Genomic DNA, 15,999 nt, shown 5'->3' on the forward strand with positions numbered 1-15,999 from the left:
CCTTATCTTAAAGCGTTAATTGCTGTATTTATTCTAGCAATGTCTTTTTTTACTTGGCTAATCTCTTTTGGATTAGTAAGTTGCATTGTTTTTAGCTTTTGTTTTAAAGTGAATAAAAGCACCTTTTTTTCTTTTAGCATTGTTGCAAGCTCAGCTGCTGTTTTATCTTTAATCTCAGTATATTTCATTTTGGCTCTCTCTTGTAACAAACTTAGTTTTAAATGGAAGTTTATGCATAGCTAAAGTCAATGCTTCTCTTGCCATTTCTTCGCTTACTCCTGCCATTTCATAAATGATACGACCTGGCTTGATATTCATTACCCATTCCTCAACAGCACCTTTACCTTTACCCATACGAGTTTCTAAAGGTTTTTTTGTCAAAGGCTTATCTGGAAAAACTCTAATCCAAGTTTTTCCTTGTCTTTTAACAAAACGAGTTAAAGCGATACGCGCTGCTTCGATTTGGCGTGAGTTAATGCGTCCTGCTTCAGTTGCTTTTAATGCAAATTCACCAAAAGTAAATTCTGTTCCACGATTAGCATAACCTCTGTTACGCCCTTTCATCATTTTGCGATATTTAGTTCTTTTTGGCATTAACATGATTATTTACCCCTTCTTGTGCGTCTTGGCTTTTTAGCTGGAGCACTTTCTTCAGTTTTTTCAGGTTGCATACCTTTGTGCAATACTTCACCTTTAAAGATCCATACTTTAACTCCTATGTTTCCATAAGTAGTTCTAGCTTCTGCAAAACCATAATCGATTTTTGCTCTTAAAGTATGAAGTGGAACGCGTCCTTCAAGATACCATTCTGTTCTTGCCATTTCAGCACCACCTAAACGACCGGAAACTGAAACTTTAATTCCTTTAGCACCTGCTTTTTGCGCACCTTGGATTACTTTTTTCATTGCTCTTCTAAAAGCAATTCTTTTTTCAAGTTGAGTTGCAACACTTTCAGCAGCAAGTTGAGCTGAAGCTCCTGCTTTTCTTTCTTCTTTGATATTGATATTTACATCTTTACCGATTAAATCTTGCAATTCTTTTCTTAAATTATCAACATCACTACCTTTTTTACCGATGATGATACCTGGTCTTGCAGCAACTACAGTAACGCGAAGTTTTTTAGCAGTTCTTTCTACTAAAATTTGGCTAATTCCTGCGTAATAAAGTTTTCTTTTTAAGAAAGCTCTGATTTTGTAATCTTCACCGATATTTTCTACTAAATTTGCTTTAGTTGGAAACCATCTTGATTCCCAGTTTCTATTGATTCCTAGTCTTAGACCAATTGGATTAACTTTTTGTCCCATTAGCTTTCCTTTTTCGCTGTTGCTTTTTTAGTGCTTGTTGTTTTTTTAGCTGGAGCTTTTGTTGTAGTAGTTTTTTTAGCTACTGTTTTTTTCTCTTCAGCTTTCACTTCCGCTTTTACCACTTCTACTAAAATATGTGAAGTTGGTTTTCTAATACGACTTGCACTTCCTCTAGCTCTTGGTCTAAATCTTTTTAATACCGCAGCTGCGTCAACACGACAACTTTTTACAATCACTTCGTTTGCTTCAAAGCCACCATTTGCTACTGCACTTGAAATTGCATTTGCGATATATTTTGCACCTTTATTTGGCATAAATTTTAAACTAGCCATAGCTAATTCTGCATTCATCCCCTGAACTTCTCTAGCAATCAATCTTGCTTTAGTTGGAGATAATCTTATGAATTTAATTAATGCTTTACTCATATCTTATCCCTTACTTACCAATTTTCTTTTGCACAGAGCCTTTATGCCCTTTAAATGTGCGTGTTGGAGCAAATTCACCAAGTTTATAACCGATGTGATTTTCAGTAATATAAACTGGAATAAAGCTTTTACCATTATGAACATTAAATGTAAGTCCTATCATATCAGGAGTAATTGTGCTTCTTCTTGACCAAGTTTTAATTGGTTTATTATCATTAGCCTTTTTAGCAGCGATGACTTTTTTCATTACATGATCATCAACAAAAGGACCTTTTTTTAGTGATCTAGCCATCTTACTTTCCTTTTCTTCTTGAAATTATTAGCTTATCGCTAGCCTTTTTACGACGAGTTTTCGCACCTTTGGTTGGTTTACCCCACGGAGTTACTGGATGACGGCCTGAATTTTTCTTACCTTCACCCCCACCGTGCGGGTGATCTACTGGGTTCATTGCAGAACCACGAGTTTGCGGGCGGATACCTCTATGGCGATTTCTACCTGCTTTACCGATAGTTACATTAGCCCATTCTTCATTTCCAACTTCGCCGATACTTGCCATACATTCAGCTAAAACTTGTCTCATTTCGCCACTTGCAAGTCTTAAAATAACATATTTTTCTTCTTTACCCATAAGTTGTGCATAAGCACCCGCAGAACGAATCATTTGACCGCCTTTACCTGGTTTTAACTCAACATTATGAACAATAGTACCCACAGGAATGTTTTTAAGTTTCATTGCATTGCCTGGTTTAATATCAAGTCCGCTTTCAGCAGCTGAAACTATATCACCAACGCTTAATCCACGTGGTTGAAGAATATATCTTTTTTCCCCATCTTTATAAGCAATCAAAGCAATTCTACAATTTCTATATGGATCATACTCGATTGCTTCTACTTTGCCTTCTATACCGAATTTACGACGTTTAAAATCAATAATTCTGTAAAGTTTTTTAGCACCCGCTTCTTTATGACGACTTGTAATTCTTCCATAGCTGTTACGACCCGCGTGTGCTGGAAGTTTAACAAGTAGTGAGCGTACACTTGGTTTAGCTGTAATATCTTCAGAACTTAAACCTGTGATATATCTTCTACTTGGAGTATATGGTTTATAAGTTTTAATTGCCATCTTAAGCCTCCGTATTTTCTAAGCTAACACCTTCAGGTAGCTTAACATAGAATTTTTTGTAATTGTTTCTTTGACCTAAACGACCTCTAAAACGCTTAATTTTTCCATCCATTCTTAAGGAATTGATGCTTTTTGGAGTTACACCAAAATACTCTTTTAAAACCGCTTTTAAGCCTGTTTTAGTCATTTTTGGCGAAGTTTGAATAACTACGACACCTTGCTCTTGCAAATTCAAACTTTTTTCTGTGTAAAGTATAGTCTTTATATCAGTAATATCTGCCATAATTATCCCTCTTTTGTAATAGATTCTAACGCTGATTTTTCCATAATAACAGCATTAAATACAGATACTAAATAAGCATTTACTTCAGTTACATCAACTACATAGCAATTTGCTAAATTTCTGTAAGCTAAAAGTGTTTTTTCATCTAGTAAATCTTTAACGATTAAAGCATCTTTGACGCCAAGTTTTTTAATCACAGCGTTTGCATCTTTTGTTTTACCACTTTCAATAGCCAAAGAATCAGCAGTAAATAACACACCTTTAGCTGCTTTATCTGCTAAAGCTCTTTCAAGCGCCAATCTTTTTTGTTTTTTATTTACTTTTTGGAAGTAGTTTCTTTCATTTGTTGGACCAAAAGCAACCGCACCGCCTACCCAAACGTTAGTTCTTGTTGAACCCGCTCTAGCACCGCCACGACCTTTTTGTCTCCAAGGTTTTTTACCACCACCACTTACATCACTTCTACCTTTAGTATGAGCTGTATTTGCTCTTAAACTTGCAAGGTAAGATTTTACATACAAGTAAAGATTGTGTGGATTTACTTCCGCATATTTTGAAGGTAAATCAAGTTCACCTGCTTTTTCTAATTTATCATTTAAAACAACTACTTTACTCATTTTGCAATCCTTATTTTACCCATAGCACCATTATAACCTGGTACTGCACCTTTAACTACTAAAATTTTATTTTCAGCATCATAAGATACAACTTCGTTTTTAACGGTCACTTTAGTATTTCCATAGTGTCCTGCCATTTTCATACCTGGTTGAACACGACCTGGCCATTCTCTATTACCAATAGATCCATGGCGTCTGTGAAATCTAGAACCGTGACTTGCTGGACCCCCTGCGAAGTTATGTCTCTTCATAACACCGCTATAACCTCTACCTTTAGTGTTAAAGCTTACTTTTAAAATTTTTGCTTCATTTAATGGAGTTTCATCTAAATCTCCTGCTTCAGTATTTGCTACTTCTAAAGTCGCAAATCTATTGTATTCTGCAGAAAGATTGTATTTTTTTTGTTGTCCTGCGACACATTTATTACTTGCTTTACCTTTTGGATATGCTACTAAAGCCTTTCCGCCTTCAACTTCACATACTTTTGCATTTACAACTCTTAGTAAAGTTACAGCGATACTTGGATTAGTAATTGTTCTGCTCATTCCAATTTTTTCTACAATATATTCCATATCTTATCCTTACTTACCCATAGCTCTTACTTCAACGCTTACTTCTGGCGCTAAATCAAGCTTCGTTAAAGAATCAACTGTATCTGGAGTCGCTGCTACTATATCTAGCATACGCGCGTGAATTCTTATTTCAAACTGCTCACGAGAATCTTTGTTAATGTGTGGAGATTTTAAAACTGTATAGCGTTTGATTTTAGTAGGCATTGGTATCGGACCTCTAATATCCGCACCTGTTCTTTTAACAGCTTCTACGATTGCTGCAACTGTTCTGTCTAGTACTCGATGGTCATAAGCTTTTAGCTTAAGCCTAATTCTTTCCATAATATTTCCTTTAAAAAGAACTCGTTAGTTAAAAACTAACCAATTTTATAAAAATTGAAATGAGAGTATATAAAATCTTGTTTTCAAAGTCAAGGAATTTGATGAAATTTTTCTATTATTTTCCTTTTAAAAAGGATAAAAATAGAATTTTTAGAATTTAAAAATTATCATTATTTTTTAAATTTTTGTATATAATGGTCAATATCTTATTTCATTAAATTTTAAAAAATCTCTTAATTTTTCATATTCGCCATTTTCTAAATAACGATGTTTTCCCGCCTTCAACATACCAAGATCTAAAGCCCCAAAAGCAACACGCTTAAGATCCATGACTTCAAGATCAAAATGTCCAAAAAAGCGTCTAAGCTCTCTATTTTTACCTTCATTTATAACCACTCTAAGCTTAGTATAGCCTCCACTTGATCCAAAAATTTCAAAGTCTATAAAAGGAGCAAAACTCATAGAGGTAATTTTAGTTTTTGCATGTGCGCCTTTTTTTTCATTTTTAATCTCAAGTCCATTTTGCATGGCTTCGATGACTTGTTTGCTCACCGTGCCTTTAACTTTAAGGTAGTATTCTCTTTCTAAATCGCTATGCATTAAAGCATCGGCAATCACAGGAGAATCTGTAAGCAAAAGTAAGCCTTCACTTGCATAATCCAGCCTACCTACGCTAAGCCAAGTACTAAATTGTCTTGGCAAGGTATCATATATAGTTTTTCTTCCACGATCGTCTTTTTTACTGACAATTTCACCTTTTTGTTTATGGTAGATTATCACGCTAAATTGCGTTCTTTTTTGTACTCTTTTACCTTTAACAAAAACTTTATCATCAAATTTAACTTCATCGCTTAAAAGGGCAATTTTGTTGTTTATTTTTACTAAGCCTTGTTTGATAAGTTCATCGGCTTCACGGCGTGAATAGCGGGTGTTATGGGATATAAATTTATTAATTCTCATTTGATCTTCCTTAAAAAGGGCGTTTTTGCCCTTTTTTACATTACAAAAATAGTTGGAACTATGGTTGGGTATTTTTTAATCTTTCTAAAGATGTGTTTTCTTAAAACTTGGCGGATTTGATTTTCTAAAAATCTTGGATCATTGAGTACTTCATCTTTAACATTGATGAAAAATTGTCCTAAAACTTCAGCCATATCTTTGCTAAAAGCATGATCGTGTTTGTCAGCTACTAGCCCATAGCTAAATACTCTTGGTTTGTTGATCAGTGTTTTTGTAGCTTTGTCAATTTGTGCGATAATAACTACTATACCACTATCTGCAAGTTTTTGACGATCTATAACTACATCATCGGCGATTTGTTTATTGATTTGATTATCTACAAAAACTTTACCTGTTTTTACGGTTTTTATGCGTTTGACATATTTTTGGCAAAGTTCTACTTGATCGCCATCACTCATAAGATAAATATTTCTTTCAGGGATACCGCACTTCATCGCTGTTTCTTTGTGTTTGGTGATGTGATTGTATTCTCCATGAACTGGTAGGAAAAATTTAGGCTTAGTAAGGGTTAGCATAAGCTTTTGCTCTTCTATACTAGCGTGTCCGCTTACATGAATTTCACTAAATTCTTGATACGCTACTTTAGCTCCTGCTTTTAAAAGATAGTCAAGCACCGCAGAAACACTTGCTTCATTTCCTGGTATGGCTTTAGCTGAAATAATCACTTGATCTGTAGGTTTGATTTTTATAAATTTATGCTCATCAGTTGCCATTCTATAAAGCGCACTCATGGTTTCGCCTTGACTTCCTGTAGTTACGATAAGCACTTCATTGTCTTTATATTTGCTTACTTCATCAGCATCGATGAAAATTTTTCTATCAAGTTTGATGTAGCCCAATTCCATAGTGGTATAAAGATTTCTTTCCATAGAACGACCGATCACACAAACTTTTCTACCGTATTTTAAACCATAAGTGATAGCTTGATAAACGCGGTGGATATTAGAACTAAAAGTACTCATGATCACCCTGCCTTTGGTACGTGCAAAGATTTGATCAAAAGTTGGCCCTACGGAGCTTTCACTTTTTGTATAACCTTCTTTGTACGAATTTGTACTATCGCTTAAAAGACATAAAACCCCTTCTTCTCCATAATGTGCCAAACGTCCTAAGTCTGTTGGATAGCCATCGATTGGAGTTTGATCAATTTTAAAATCACCTGTGTGGATAATCGTTCCTGCTTTTGTTTTGATCGCAAGTGCTGAAGCATCAATGATAGAATGCGTGATGTGGATCCACTCTATATCAAATTCGCCTATCTCATAAACACGGCGTTTTTCTACAGGGCGAAACCATTTGCGTTCTGCTTTTAAGCCATGTTCTTCAAATTTGTTTGAAATCATTCCTAAAGCCAAAGGTGTAGCGTAGATAGGAAATTGGAATTCTTTAAAGAAATAAGGCACTGCACCGATATGATCTTCGTGTGCATGAGTGATCACTATACCACGAATTTTATCTTTAATTTTTCTTACATAGTCAAAATCAGGGATGATAATATCTACCCCATGCATAGTTCCATCAGGAAAACTCATACCTATATCTACTATAATTGCATCTTTATTGGTTTCAAAAACACTGATATTTCCACCAATTTCTCCTAAACCTCCTAAAGGAGTGATGCGGATTTTATGCTCGCTAGAATTATTATATTTTAAAGGGTGTAAGCGGTTTTCATGTGAAACACGGTTAGCTTCTATGCATTCTGCAAGAGCGATTTGCCAATCTTCATTACCTGTGAGTTTTGAAGGAAGATTGCGATTTTTCTTCTTTTTTTTCTCAGTTTTATTTTCTGAGTTTTCAGAATTTTCCTTGTTGGAATTTTGATCAATTTTTGGAGTATCATTTTCATTTTGCAAAGAATCAGCTAATTTTTTTCTACGATTTTTATATTTATAGCGTTTATTGTTTTTTGAATTTGAGTTCGGATTTTGTTCGTTTTTATTTATCTCTTTGTTTTCGTCCATATTCATCCTTTAATTTGTCATAAATTTTAAGGTATAAATCAACGCAAATTTCATGTGGTCTGATGTTTTCTTTTAAGCCAAGAGTGCTTAAAACTTCTAAAACTTTTGCTTTATATGTTTTTAAATTTCCTAAGAGTTGTTTTCTAGGAGCTTTAAAACAATCTTTTAGAAAATTTTTGAAATTTTCTATTTCGCAAAGTTCATCAAAATCCTTAGTTTTAATCAAACTCATCACCGCTGACATAACTTTTGGTGGAGGATTAAAACATTGTGGATCAACATCAAAAAGTATTTTTCTTTCGCAAATCATTGCACTTAAAACACCTAAGGAAGAAAACTCACTATTTCCTTCTTTAGCGCAGAATTTTTCAGCCATTTCCCTTTGTACCATTACAATAAGCCCTAGACAATTTTTATCTTCTAAAGCTTTTAATATAATGTGACTTGCAACATAATAAGGCAAATTTGCAACCAAAAAATATGGTTTTTCATCAAGACTAGGATTAAAAGCTTCGCTTGCGTCTTGATGGATCAAGTTAAATTTTCCACATTCAAGTTCTTTTTGAAATTTCTTTTTTAAAATAGGTATGAGATCATTATCGATTTCATAAGCTTTTACTTGAGAAATTTTTAAAAGTTCTTGCGTTAAATCACCTAAGCCAGGCCCAATCTCAATGATATTGTTCATCTCTTTGGGTATGGCTTGGATGATTTTTGCTAATACGCTTTTATCGATTAAAAAATTTTGTCCGTATTGTTTTTTTGCTTTAACCATAAGAAATAATTTTATCTAAAAATTCTTAATTAAGTCTTTTTAGGTAGAATTATTTTTGTAAAATTTCATAAGGATCAAAATGATTGTTTGTGCGGGTGGAAATGAAAATTTTTCTTTTGCAAAAGCCATAGGCATAGGTTTGGTTGAGTCAGCTTTTCATTTGAGTCAACTTTACTTCAAAGAAAAACCATCAAAACTTATATTTATAGGAACTTGTGGGCTTTATGATAAGGGAGAGATTTTAGAAATTTATAGAAGTTCGCACGCTTTTAATGTAGAATTTTCTAAAATTTCACATGCATTTTATACTCCTGCAAAATATGAAATTTGCTTAGAAAAAGAAAATGTTTCTCGTGAAACAATAAAAATCAATTCTTCAAATTATATTTGTCAAAATTCAAAAGCAGCAAAAGAATTTTCAAAATTAGGTTTTTTTGCAGAAAATATGGAAGCCTTTTCTGTTTTGAGCGTAGCTAAAAATTTAAATATTGATGCAGAGTGTATTTTGTGTGCAACAAATTTTTGCAATGAAAACGCTCACGAAGATTTTATAAAAAATCATCAAAAGGCAAAAGAAAAATTAGAAGAATACTTAAAAAAATATCATTATATTTAAAAATTCAAAAAAGGAAAATACTTTTGAAAGAGCTTGTTAATATTTTAGATTTTTTACCTGAAGAATTAGGAGAAAAAATCAAACCGATGTTTCGCGTGAAACAAATTTATCAATGGATTTATCAAAAATACGCCAATAATTTTTCCGATATGTCAAATTTACCAAAAGATCTACGTTTAGAACTTGCGCAAAATTTTCATCTCTCTCCTGTAAAATGTGTTAAAAATGAGCAAAGTAAAGATGGAAGTATAAAATATCTTTTTGAACTCGTTGATGGTTTAAGGATAGAAAGTGTGCTTTTGCCTATGAAAGAAGAAAAAATAGACGCAGAAGGCAAAAGAATTTCTCATGCGAGATATACTATCTGTGTTTCTTCTCAAGTAGGTTGTAAAAGTGGATGTAGTTTTTGTCTTACTGCCAAGGGTGGTTTGAAAAGAAATTTAAGTGCAGGTGAGATAGTCGGACAAATTTTATGGATCAAAAAACAAAACAATATCCCTTATGAACGCCGTGTAAATATAGTATATATGGGTATGGGCGAGCCTTTGGATAATCTTAAAAATGTTTCTAAAGCGGTAAAAATTTTAGCGCAAAATGAGGGACTTGCTATAAGTCCTCGCCGTCAAACCATCAGTACTAGCGGTTTGGCAAAACAAATCAAAGAATTAGGTCAAATGAATTTAGGTGTTTTACTTGCTATATCATTGCATGCGGTTAATGATGAGCTTCGAACCGAACTTATGCCTATCAATAAAGCTTATAATATCGCTGCGATTATGGATGCGGTGCGTGAATTTCCTATAGATCAAAGAAAAAGGGTAATGTTTGAATATCTTTTAATTGATGGTATCAATGATAAGCTTGAACACGCTAAAGAATTAGTCAAGCTTTTAAATGGCATTAAAGCTAAAGTGAATTTAATACTCTTTAATCCACATGAAGGAAGTTTATATAAACGCCCTAGTTTAGAAAATGCGATTAAATTCCAAGATTTACTAAGTAATAAAGGTGTAACTTGTACTATAAGAGAAAGTAAAGGACTTGATATCTCAGCTGCTTGTGGACAGCTTAAAGAAAGGGCAAAAGAACAATGACAATGCTAGATATTTTCGAAATCATTTTTATAACAACTGTTGTAATTATAGGTTTTGGTGGAATTGTTTTTGTAGTAACAAAAGAAAAAAAATAATTATTACACTTAATGGTGTCAAGGGGGAGACTTGAACTCCCGACCTCCGGCTTATGAGACCAGCGCTCTAACCAGCTGAGCTACCCTGACTAAAAATAAAAATATAATTATACTACTTTTTACTAAAAATTTTCTGATTTTTAAAAAAATAATTTTATTTTCAATATTTAAAAAATTTCTTTATTTTTAAAGCTTTTATAGATATAATGAACGCTTTATTTCATAGACAGGTGTCCGAGCGGTTGAAGGAGCACGCCTGGAACGCGTGTAAAGTGCAAGCTTTCGAGGGTTCGAATCCCTTCCTGTCTGCCATCAAATAAACTTTAAGGCAAACTAAGTTATAATACAAACTTCATTTGGGGCATTAGCTCAGCTGGGAGAGCACAACGCTGGCAGCGTTGGGGTCAGCGGTTCGAACCCGCTATGCTCCACCATATGGTTCCGTAGCTCAGCTGGTAGAGCACTACCTTGACATGGTAGTGGCCGTTGGTTCAAGTCCAATCGGAGCCACCATCACCCTTCCTTATACAAAGGATTATCATGCAAAACACTATCATACAAAAAGCCATCCATAAAGATTTAAATTCTATACTTGAAATCACAAAAGATGCTTTAAATGCTATGAAAACTATGAATTTTCACCAATGGGATGAGAATTATCCCAATGAAATAGTTTTTCAAGAAGATATACAAGCACAAGAACTTTATGTGTTTAAAGAAAATGATGAAATTTTAGGCTTTATCTGTATCAATGAAAAATTTGAACCTGAATTTTACAAACAAGTTATTTTTAACAAAAATTATGATGATAAAGCCTTTTATCTACACCGTTTAGCTGTCAAACAAAATGCAAAAGGCAAAGGCGTAGCACAAAAACTTTTAAATTTTTGCGAAAATTTTGCCTTGGAAAATCACAAGGTAAGTTTAAGAGCAGATACTCATAGTAAAAATTTTCCTATGAATTCGCTTTTTAAAAAGCTTGATTTTAATTTTTGTGGAAACTTTGACATACCTAATTACCAAGATCCTTTTTTAGCTTATGAAAAAATTCTAAACCAAAAAGCTTTTTGAGTTTTTTTCATAGGCTTTGATTTGTGCTTCATGTTTTAAAGTTAAAGCTATATTATCAAGCCCTTCCAAAAGACAAATTCTGTGAAAATCATCTAAATCAAAAGAAAAAATCTTATCTTTAAAAAATACTCTTTTTTCCAACAAAGAAATTTCTATATTTTTATCTTGGGATTTTTTTAACTCATCAACTATTTCCAAAACCTCATCTTTAGCAAGTTCTATAGTGAGCAAACCGTTTCCTAAGGCATTGTTTTTAAAAATATCCGCAAAAGAAGGTGCGATAATAGCTCTAATACCATAATCAACCAAAGCCCAAGGCGCATGCTCTCTTGAAGAGCCACTACCAAAATTTTCAAAACTCACCAAAATAGAGCTATTTTGATATTCTTTTTTATTGAGATTAAAATCCATATTTAAAACACTTTCTTTATCATCTAAATAACGCAAATCATGGAACAAATGCTTGCCAAAACCTTGCTTAGACACTGCAAGTAAAAATTGCTTAGGTATAATTTGATCTGTGTCTATATTGGCATATTCTAAAGGACAAGCTATACCTTTATGTATAATAAATTTTTGCATATTAAACTCCTAAATACTTTCTATTATCACAAATAACACCTTCTATGGCACAAGCTGCCGCACTTGCAGGACTCATCAAATGAGTGATAGAACCTTTACCTTGTCTGCCTACAAAGTTACGATTTGAAGTTGAAGCAACTCTTTGACCTGAATTTGCTTTGTCATCATTCATACCAAGACACATAGAACACCCTGCATATCTCCACTCACACCCTGCCTCGATAAAAATCTTATCGAGTCCTAAATTTTCAGCTTCTTTTCTTACTTGCATTGAACCAGGCACGATTAAAGCTTTAACATTTTTATGAATTTTGCGCCCTTTTAAGATATCAGCGGCTATTTTAAGATCTTCTAAACGCCCATTTGTGCAAGATCCTATAAATACAATGTCGATTTTTACCCCTTCTATAACTTGATCTTGCTCTAAATTTACATAAGATAAAGCATCAAGCAAAGATTTTTGCTCACTTTGATTTTTAAAATCACTTATTTTTGGAATTTTTTCATCTATACCAATCACTTGCGAAGGATTTGTTCCATAGCTAATTTGTGGTTTTATCTTGCTTACATCTAGAGTAATACTCTCATCATATTTTGCTCCTTCATCGCTTCTTAAACTCTTCCAATACTCGCAATACTTTTGAAATTCTTCTCCTTTAGGTGCAAATTCCTTTCCCTTAATATACTCAAAAGTGATCTCATCAGGAGCTATCATACCTACTTTAGCTCCAAATTCTATAGCCATATTACAAAGAGTCATTCTAGCTTCCATGCTTAAATTTTTTATAAGTTCTCCACAAAATTCTATAGCATAACCTGTGCCTTTTGCTGTGCCGTATTGTGCGATCAAATACAAAATCAAATCCTTAGCATAAACGCCTTTTTGAAACTGCCCTTTACATTCGATTTTCATAGTTTTAAGTTTGGCTTGTTTTAAAGTTTGCGTTGCCATGACATGCTCTACTTCACTCGTGCCTATACCAAAGGCTAAAGCTCCAAAAGCCCCATGTGTTGCCGTATGAGAATCCCCACAAACTAAAGTAACCCCAGGTAAAGTAAAGCCAAGCTCAGGACCTACTATATGAACTATGCCTTGATTTTTATCTCCAAGTCCTAAAAGCCTTACTCCAAATTCCTTAGTATTTTGCATCAAAGTTGTAATTTGCTCTTTTGCCATATCAGAACAAGCATTTAAATCCACACTTTTAGTTGAAACATCATGATCTATGGTAGCCAAAGTTAAATCCGCTCTTGCCATTCTACGCTTAGCCATTTTAAGCCCTGAAAATGCTTGAGGGCTTGTTACTTCATGGATTAAATGTCTATCGATATAAAGTATAGGAAGTTCGTTTTTGCCTTCATAAACCACATGAGCATCAAAGACTTTCTCATATAAAGTTTTAGCCATTATTATTCTCCTTTAAAATTTCTAAAATACAATCCCCCATTTCATCGGTATTTAAATACGACTTAGCATTTAAATCCTTAGTCATTTTTCCTTGTGCCAATGCCAAAGATATAGCATTTTCTATATCCTGTGCGGCTTGTTCTTCTTTGAAACTATACTTTAACATCAAAGCCGCACTTAAAATTTGAGCTATGGGATTAGCTATATTTAAATGAGCTATATCAGGTGCACTTCCACCTGCTGGCTCATAAAGTCCAAAACCTTTATCGTTTAAACTTGCTGAACTTAACAAACCCAAAGATCCATTAATGGCAGCTAACTCATCGCTCAAAATATCACCAAAAAGATTTGAACAAAGCATAACATCAAAAATGCTAGGATTTTTTACAATCTGCATCGCAGCATTATCCACATACATGTACTCTAAGTTTATATCTTGATAATCTTTTGCAACATTTGCCACCACTTCTCGCCACAAAATAGAACTTGCTAAAACATTCGCCTTGTCGATTAAATGCACTTTTTTCTTTCTTATTCTTGCACTTTCAAAAGCGATATGGGCTATCCTTTCTATCTCTTTTTTAGTGTAAATTTCAGTATCATACGCACTTTCCTTGCCTAAATCTTGCTTGCCAAAATAAATCCCACCTGTAAGCTCTCTAACACATAAAATATCCACTCCTTTTTGGATAATCTCATTTTTTAAAGGTGAAGCATGAGTTAAACTTTCATAAATTTTACAAGGACGCAAATTTGCAAACAAATTAAAATGCTTTCTTAAAGGCAAAAGCGAGGCTCTTTCAGGTCTTTGATCTATGGGCAAATTATCCCACTTAGGCCCACCCACAGAGCCAAATAAAATCGCATCACTTTGCTCACAAAGCTTTAAAGTTTCATCACTTAAAGCCACTCCATAAGCATCTATACTTGCACCGCCTATTTTAGCTTCATTAAATTCAAAACTAAAATTGTATTTTTGCGCGATAAAAGTTAAAATTTTTAAAGCCTCTTTCATTACCAAAGGCCCTATACCATCTCCTGCTAAGACAGCTACTTTATAAGTTTTCATGCCATTTTCCTTTCTTCTACTTTTAAAGAGCGATAAATCGCATTGTAAGCACTCACAAAAGCTTGTGCTGAAGCTTCTATAACATCTGTTGAAATTCCTTTTCCATGGAATTTTCTCCCTTTAAATTCCAAATCCACATCCACTTGTCCTTGAGCATCTACCCCTGAACTTTTTGCATTGATACTATAAGCTTTTAGCGCAGGCTTTAAATTCGTTATCCTAGCAATGCAGTTAAAAACTGCTTCAACAGGACCATTTCCTGTGCAAGCTTCAGTTTTTAACTCTTCTTTGATACGCATACAAACACAAGCAGTTGGGATATTGCCACTAATCACGCTTAATTTTTCAAGTATAAATTTATTTTCTTCTTCATTTTCATAGCTTAAAAACATCAAAGCTTCCAAATCATAATCATACACTTGACCCTTTTTATCCGCAAGGCGTAAAAAACGCTCATAAACATCATCTAAATTATAAGTATTTTCATCATAGCCTAAATTTTCAAGGCAAGTTTTTATCATAGCCCTTCCACTTCTTGCCGTCATTAACATACGATTTTCATGAATTCCTATGGCACTAGGGCTTATGATCTCGTAAGTTTGCCTATTTTTAAGCACTCCATCTTGATGAATGCCTGAACTATGAGAAAACGCATTGCTACCCACTATAGCTTTATGCGAAGGTATACTTTCATTAGTGATAGCTGAAACTAATTTTGAAGTTTTAAAGATATTTTCACATTTAATATCAGTATAAAAACCTTTTAAATAATCTTTCCTAGTTTTTATCGCCATAACCACTTCTTCTAAAGCACAATTACCCGCCCTTTCGCCAAGTCCATTTATAGTGCACTCTATCTGTCTTGCACCTTGTAAAATAGCACTTAAACTATTGCCCGTTGCCATACCTAAGTCATTGTGACAATGCACAGAAATGATAGCTTTGTCTATATTTGGCACTTTGTTAAATAAAATTTTGATGATATTAGCAAATTCACTTGGCAAGGTATAGCCTACGGTATCTGGGATATTTATAGTTTTAGCGCCTGCTTTTATCGCATTTTCCACCATAAAACAAAGATTATCTATCGGAGTTCTTCCTGCATCTTCGCATGAGAATTCTACATCATCAGTATAAGATCTTGCTCTTATAATCGCTCTTTTTGCCATAGACAAAATTTCATCAAAATCTTTTTTTAATTTATCTTGCATATGCAAAGTCGAAGTGGCTATAAAAGTATGAATTCTAAAATGCTTTGCCACTTTTAAAGCTTCATAAGCCATATCTATATCTTTATCCAATGCTCTAGAAAGTGCACAAATAGTTGAGTTTTTCACCTTAGAAGCGATCTTTTGCACCGCTTTAAAATCCCCTTGTGAAGATACCGGAAAACCTGCTTCTATAACATCTACGCCTAAATTTTCAAGCGCTAATGCAATTTGTAATTTTTGATTGATACCTAAAGAACTACCTAAAGCTTGTTCTCCATCACGTAAAGTGGTATCAAAGATTATGATTTTATTATCTTTCATGATTTAATCCTTTAAAACCAAACAGACTGAATGAATTAAAAATTCAAAAACTTAACAACAATGATAAAAAATTAAAAATGTAAAAAATGATTAAAAATAAAATTGAGTTTTAGAGTGAGAGTTGCAG

General features: G+C 33.7%; 21 protein-coding genes and 4 tRNA genes. 7 read left to right on the forward strand and 18 right to left on the reverse strand.

Translation table 11 applies throughout. The features are described 5' to 3' along the window. Positions 1–2 precede the first annotated feature (2 nt). From rpmC to rsmA, 13 genes are all read right to left on the reverse strand, one after another. A complete protein-coding gene (gene rpmC / locus AJ889_RS01715) occupies positions 3–188 on the reverse strand; it encodes a 50S ribosomal protein L29 (protein ID WP_002851566.1) in 186 nt (61 codons plus the stop codon). Further along, positions 175–600, reverse strand: coding sequence for a 50S ribosomal protein L16 (rplP, locus tag AJ889_RS01720; RefSeq protein WP_002779441.1), 426 nt, complete (start codon positions 598–600; stop codon positions 175–177). The genes rpmC and rplP overlap by 14 nt, the downstream gene beginning before the upstream one ends. Positions 601–602: 2 nt before the next feature. Continuing rightward, entirely contained in the window at positions 603–1,304 is a 702-nt protein-coding gene (gene rpsC / locus AJ889_RS01725) for a 30S ribosomal protein S3 (RefSeq protein WP_002851138.1), read from the reverse strand. Further along, positions 1,304–1,729, reverse strand: coding sequence for a 50S ribosomal protein L22 (rplV, locus tag AJ889_RS01730; protein WP_002884207.1), 426 nt, complete (start codon positions 1,727–1,729; stop codon positions 1,304–1,306). Before rplV ends, rpsC begins: the two co-directional genes overlap by 1 nt. Positions 1,730–1,739: 10 nt before the next feature. Then, on the reverse strand, positions 1,740–2,021 hold the full coding sequence (gene rpsS / locus AJ889_RS01735) for a 30S ribosomal protein S19 (protein ID WP_002851509.1): 282 nt from the start codon (positions 2,019–2,021) through the stop codon (positions 1,740–1,742). A gap of 1 nt (position 2,022) precedes the next feature. Further along, a complete protein-coding gene (rplB, locus tag AJ889_RS01740; protein WP_002860131.1) occupies positions 2,023–2,853 on the reverse strand; it encodes a 50S ribosomal protein L2 in 831 nt (276 codons plus the stop codon). Between the two features lies 1 nt (position 2,854). Next, positions 2,855–3,136 (reverse strand): 50S ribosomal protein L23, encoded by a 282-nt coding sequence (locus AJ889_RS01745; RefSeq protein WP_002851441.1) that lies wholly within the window; start codon positions 3,134–3,136, stop codon positions 2,855–2,857. Between the two features lie 2 nt (positions 3,137–3,138). Beyond that, entirely contained in the window at positions 3,139–3,753 is a 615-nt protein-coding gene (rplD, locus tag AJ889_RS01750; protein ID WP_002783544.1) for a 50S ribosomal protein L4, read from the reverse strand. Further along, the gene (gene rplC, locus AJ889_RS01755; RefSeq protein WP_002779987.1) at positions 3,750–4,325 is read right to left on the reverse strand and encodes a 50S ribosomal protein L3; all 576 of its coding nucleotides are present in this window, start codon (positions 4,323–4,325) and stop codon (positions 3,750–3,752) included. Before rplC ends, rplD begins: the two co-directional genes overlap by 4 nt. A gap of 9 nt (positions 4,326–4,334) precedes the next feature. Beyond that, entirely contained in the window at positions 4,335–4,646 is a 312-nt protein-coding gene (gene rpsJ, locus AJ889_RS01760) for a 30S ribosomal protein S10 (RefSeq protein WP_002779353.1), read from the reverse strand. 198 nt (positions 4,647–4,844) lie between these two features. After that, the gene (locus AJ889_RS01765; RefSeq protein WP_002853086.1) at positions 4,845–5,606 is read right to left on the reverse strand and encodes a pseudouridine synthase; all 762 of its coding nucleotides are present in this window, start codon (positions 5,604–5,606) and stop codon (positions 4,845–4,847) included. A gap of 35 nt (positions 5,607–5,641) precedes the next feature. Beyond that, positions 5,642–7,636: a ribonuclease J gene (locus AJ889_RS01770; RefSeq protein WP_002860132.1), complete on the reverse strand. Its 1,995-nt coding sequence runs from the start codon at positions 7,634–7,636 to the stop codon at positions 5,642–5,644. Beyond that, positions 7,605–8,405 carry a 16S rRNA (adenine(1518)-N(6)/adenine(1519)-N(6))-dimethyltransferase RsmA gene (rsmA, locus tag AJ889_RS01775; protein WP_002860133.1) on the reverse strand — a complete coding sequence of 267 codons (801 nt, stop codon included), beginning with the start codon at positions 8,403–8,405 and terminating at the stop codon, positions 7,605–7,607. The genes AJ889_RS01770 and rsmA overlap by 32 nt, the downstream gene beginning before the upstream one ends. Before the next feature lie 79 nt (positions 8,406–8,484). Here rsmA and AJ889_RS01780 point away from each other — a divergent pair, with 79 nt between their 5' ends. Genes AJ889_RS01780 through AJ889_RS01790 form a run of 3 tightly spaced genes read left to right on the forward strand, consistent with a single transcriptional unit; the run spans position 8,485 to position 10,210 of the window. Then, entirely contained in the window at positions 8,485–9,021 is a 537-nt protein-coding gene (locus AJ889_RS01780) for a hypothetical protein (protein WP_002860134.1), read from the forward strand. A gap of 23 nt (positions 9,022–9,044) precedes the next feature. Next, entirely contained in the window at positions 9,045–10,115 is a 1,071-nt protein-coding gene (gene rlmN, locus AJ889_RS01785; RefSeq protein WP_002934801.1) for a 23S rRNA (adenine(2503)-C(2))-methyltransferase RlmN, read from the forward strand. Next, a complete protein-coding gene (locus AJ889_RS01790; protein WP_002860136.1) occupies positions 10,112–10,210 on the forward strand; it encodes a hypothetical protein in 99 nt (32 codons plus the stop codon). The genes rlmN and AJ889_RS01790 overlap by 4 nt, the downstream gene beginning before the upstream one ends. A gap of 13 nt (positions 10,211–10,223) precedes the next feature. On the opposite strand, the gene AJ889_RS01795 is transcribed toward AJ889_RS01790, so the two are convergent. Next, positions 10,224–10,300 (reverse strand) — tRNA-Met (locus AJ889_RS01795). A 134-nt stretch (positions 10,301–10,434) separates the two neighbouring features. Between AJ889_RS01795 and AJ889_RS01800 the strand changes: the two genes are divergently transcribed. The 4 genes from AJ889_RS01800 to AJ889_RS01815 all read left to right on the forward strand — a co-directional run bounded on the left by AJ889_RS01800 (position 10,435) and on the right by AJ889_RS01815 (position 11,281). Further along, a tRNA-Ser gene (locus AJ889_RS01800) sits at positions 10,435–10,522 on the forward strand. A 46-nt stretch (positions 10,523–10,568) separates the two neighbouring features. Then, positions 10,569–10,644: transfer RNA gene (locus AJ889_RS01805), tRNA-Ala, on the forward strand. 3 nt (positions 10,645–10,647) lie between these two features. After that, positions 10,648–10,723, forward strand: a tRNA-Val gene (locus AJ889_RS01810). Positions 10,724–10,750: 27 nt separating this feature from the next. Continuing rightward, a complete protein-coding gene (locus AJ889_RS01815; protein WP_002860137.1) occupies positions 10,751–11,281 on the forward strand; it encodes a GNAT family N-acetyltransferase in 531 nt (176 codons plus the stop codon). Here AJ889_RS01815 and leuD read toward each other — a convergent pair. From leuD to leuA, 4 genes are read right to left on the reverse strand one after another with little or no spacing between them, the layout of a single operon-like run. Beyond that, positions 11,261–11,863: a 3-isopropylmalate dehydratase small subunit gene (gene leuD, locus AJ889_RS01820; RefSeq protein ID WP_002853150.1), complete on the reverse strand. Its 603-nt coding sequence runs from the start codon at positions 11,861–11,863 to the stop codon at positions 11,261–11,263. The two genes, AJ889_RS01815 and leuD, sit on opposite strands and share 21 nt — an antisense overlap. Position 11,864: 1 nt before the next feature. Continuing rightward, positions 11,865–13,277: a 3-isopropylmalate dehydratase large subunit gene (gene leuC / locus AJ889_RS01825; RefSeq protein WP_072233177.1), complete on the reverse strand. Its 1,413-nt coding sequence runs from the start codon at positions 13,275–13,277 to the stop codon at positions 11,865–11,867. After that, positions 13,264–14,340: a 3-isopropylmalate dehydrogenase gene (gene leuB / locus AJ889_RS01830; protein WP_002860139.1), complete on the reverse strand. Its 1,077-nt coding sequence runs from the start codon at positions 14,338–14,340 to the stop codon at positions 13,264–13,266. Before leuB ends, leuC begins: the two co-directional genes overlap by 14 nt. After that, positions 14,337–15,872 carry a 2-isopropylmalate synthase gene (gene leuA, locus AJ889_RS01835; protein ID WP_002873263.1) on the reverse strand — a complete coding sequence of 512 codons (1,536 nt, stop codon included), beginning with the start codon at positions 15,870–15,872 and terminating at the stop codon, positions 14,337–14,339. The genes leuB and leuA overlap by 4 nt, the downstream gene beginning before the upstream one ends. Positions 15,873–15,999 lie beyond the last annotated feature (127 nt).

Origin of the sequence: Campylobacter sp. BCW_6468 (genome assembly GCF_001762865.1) — a bacterium.
Taxonomy (GTDB): domain Bacteria; phylum Campylobacterota; class Campylobacteria; order Campylobacterales; family Campylobacteraceae; genus Campylobacter_D; species Campylobacter_D jejuni.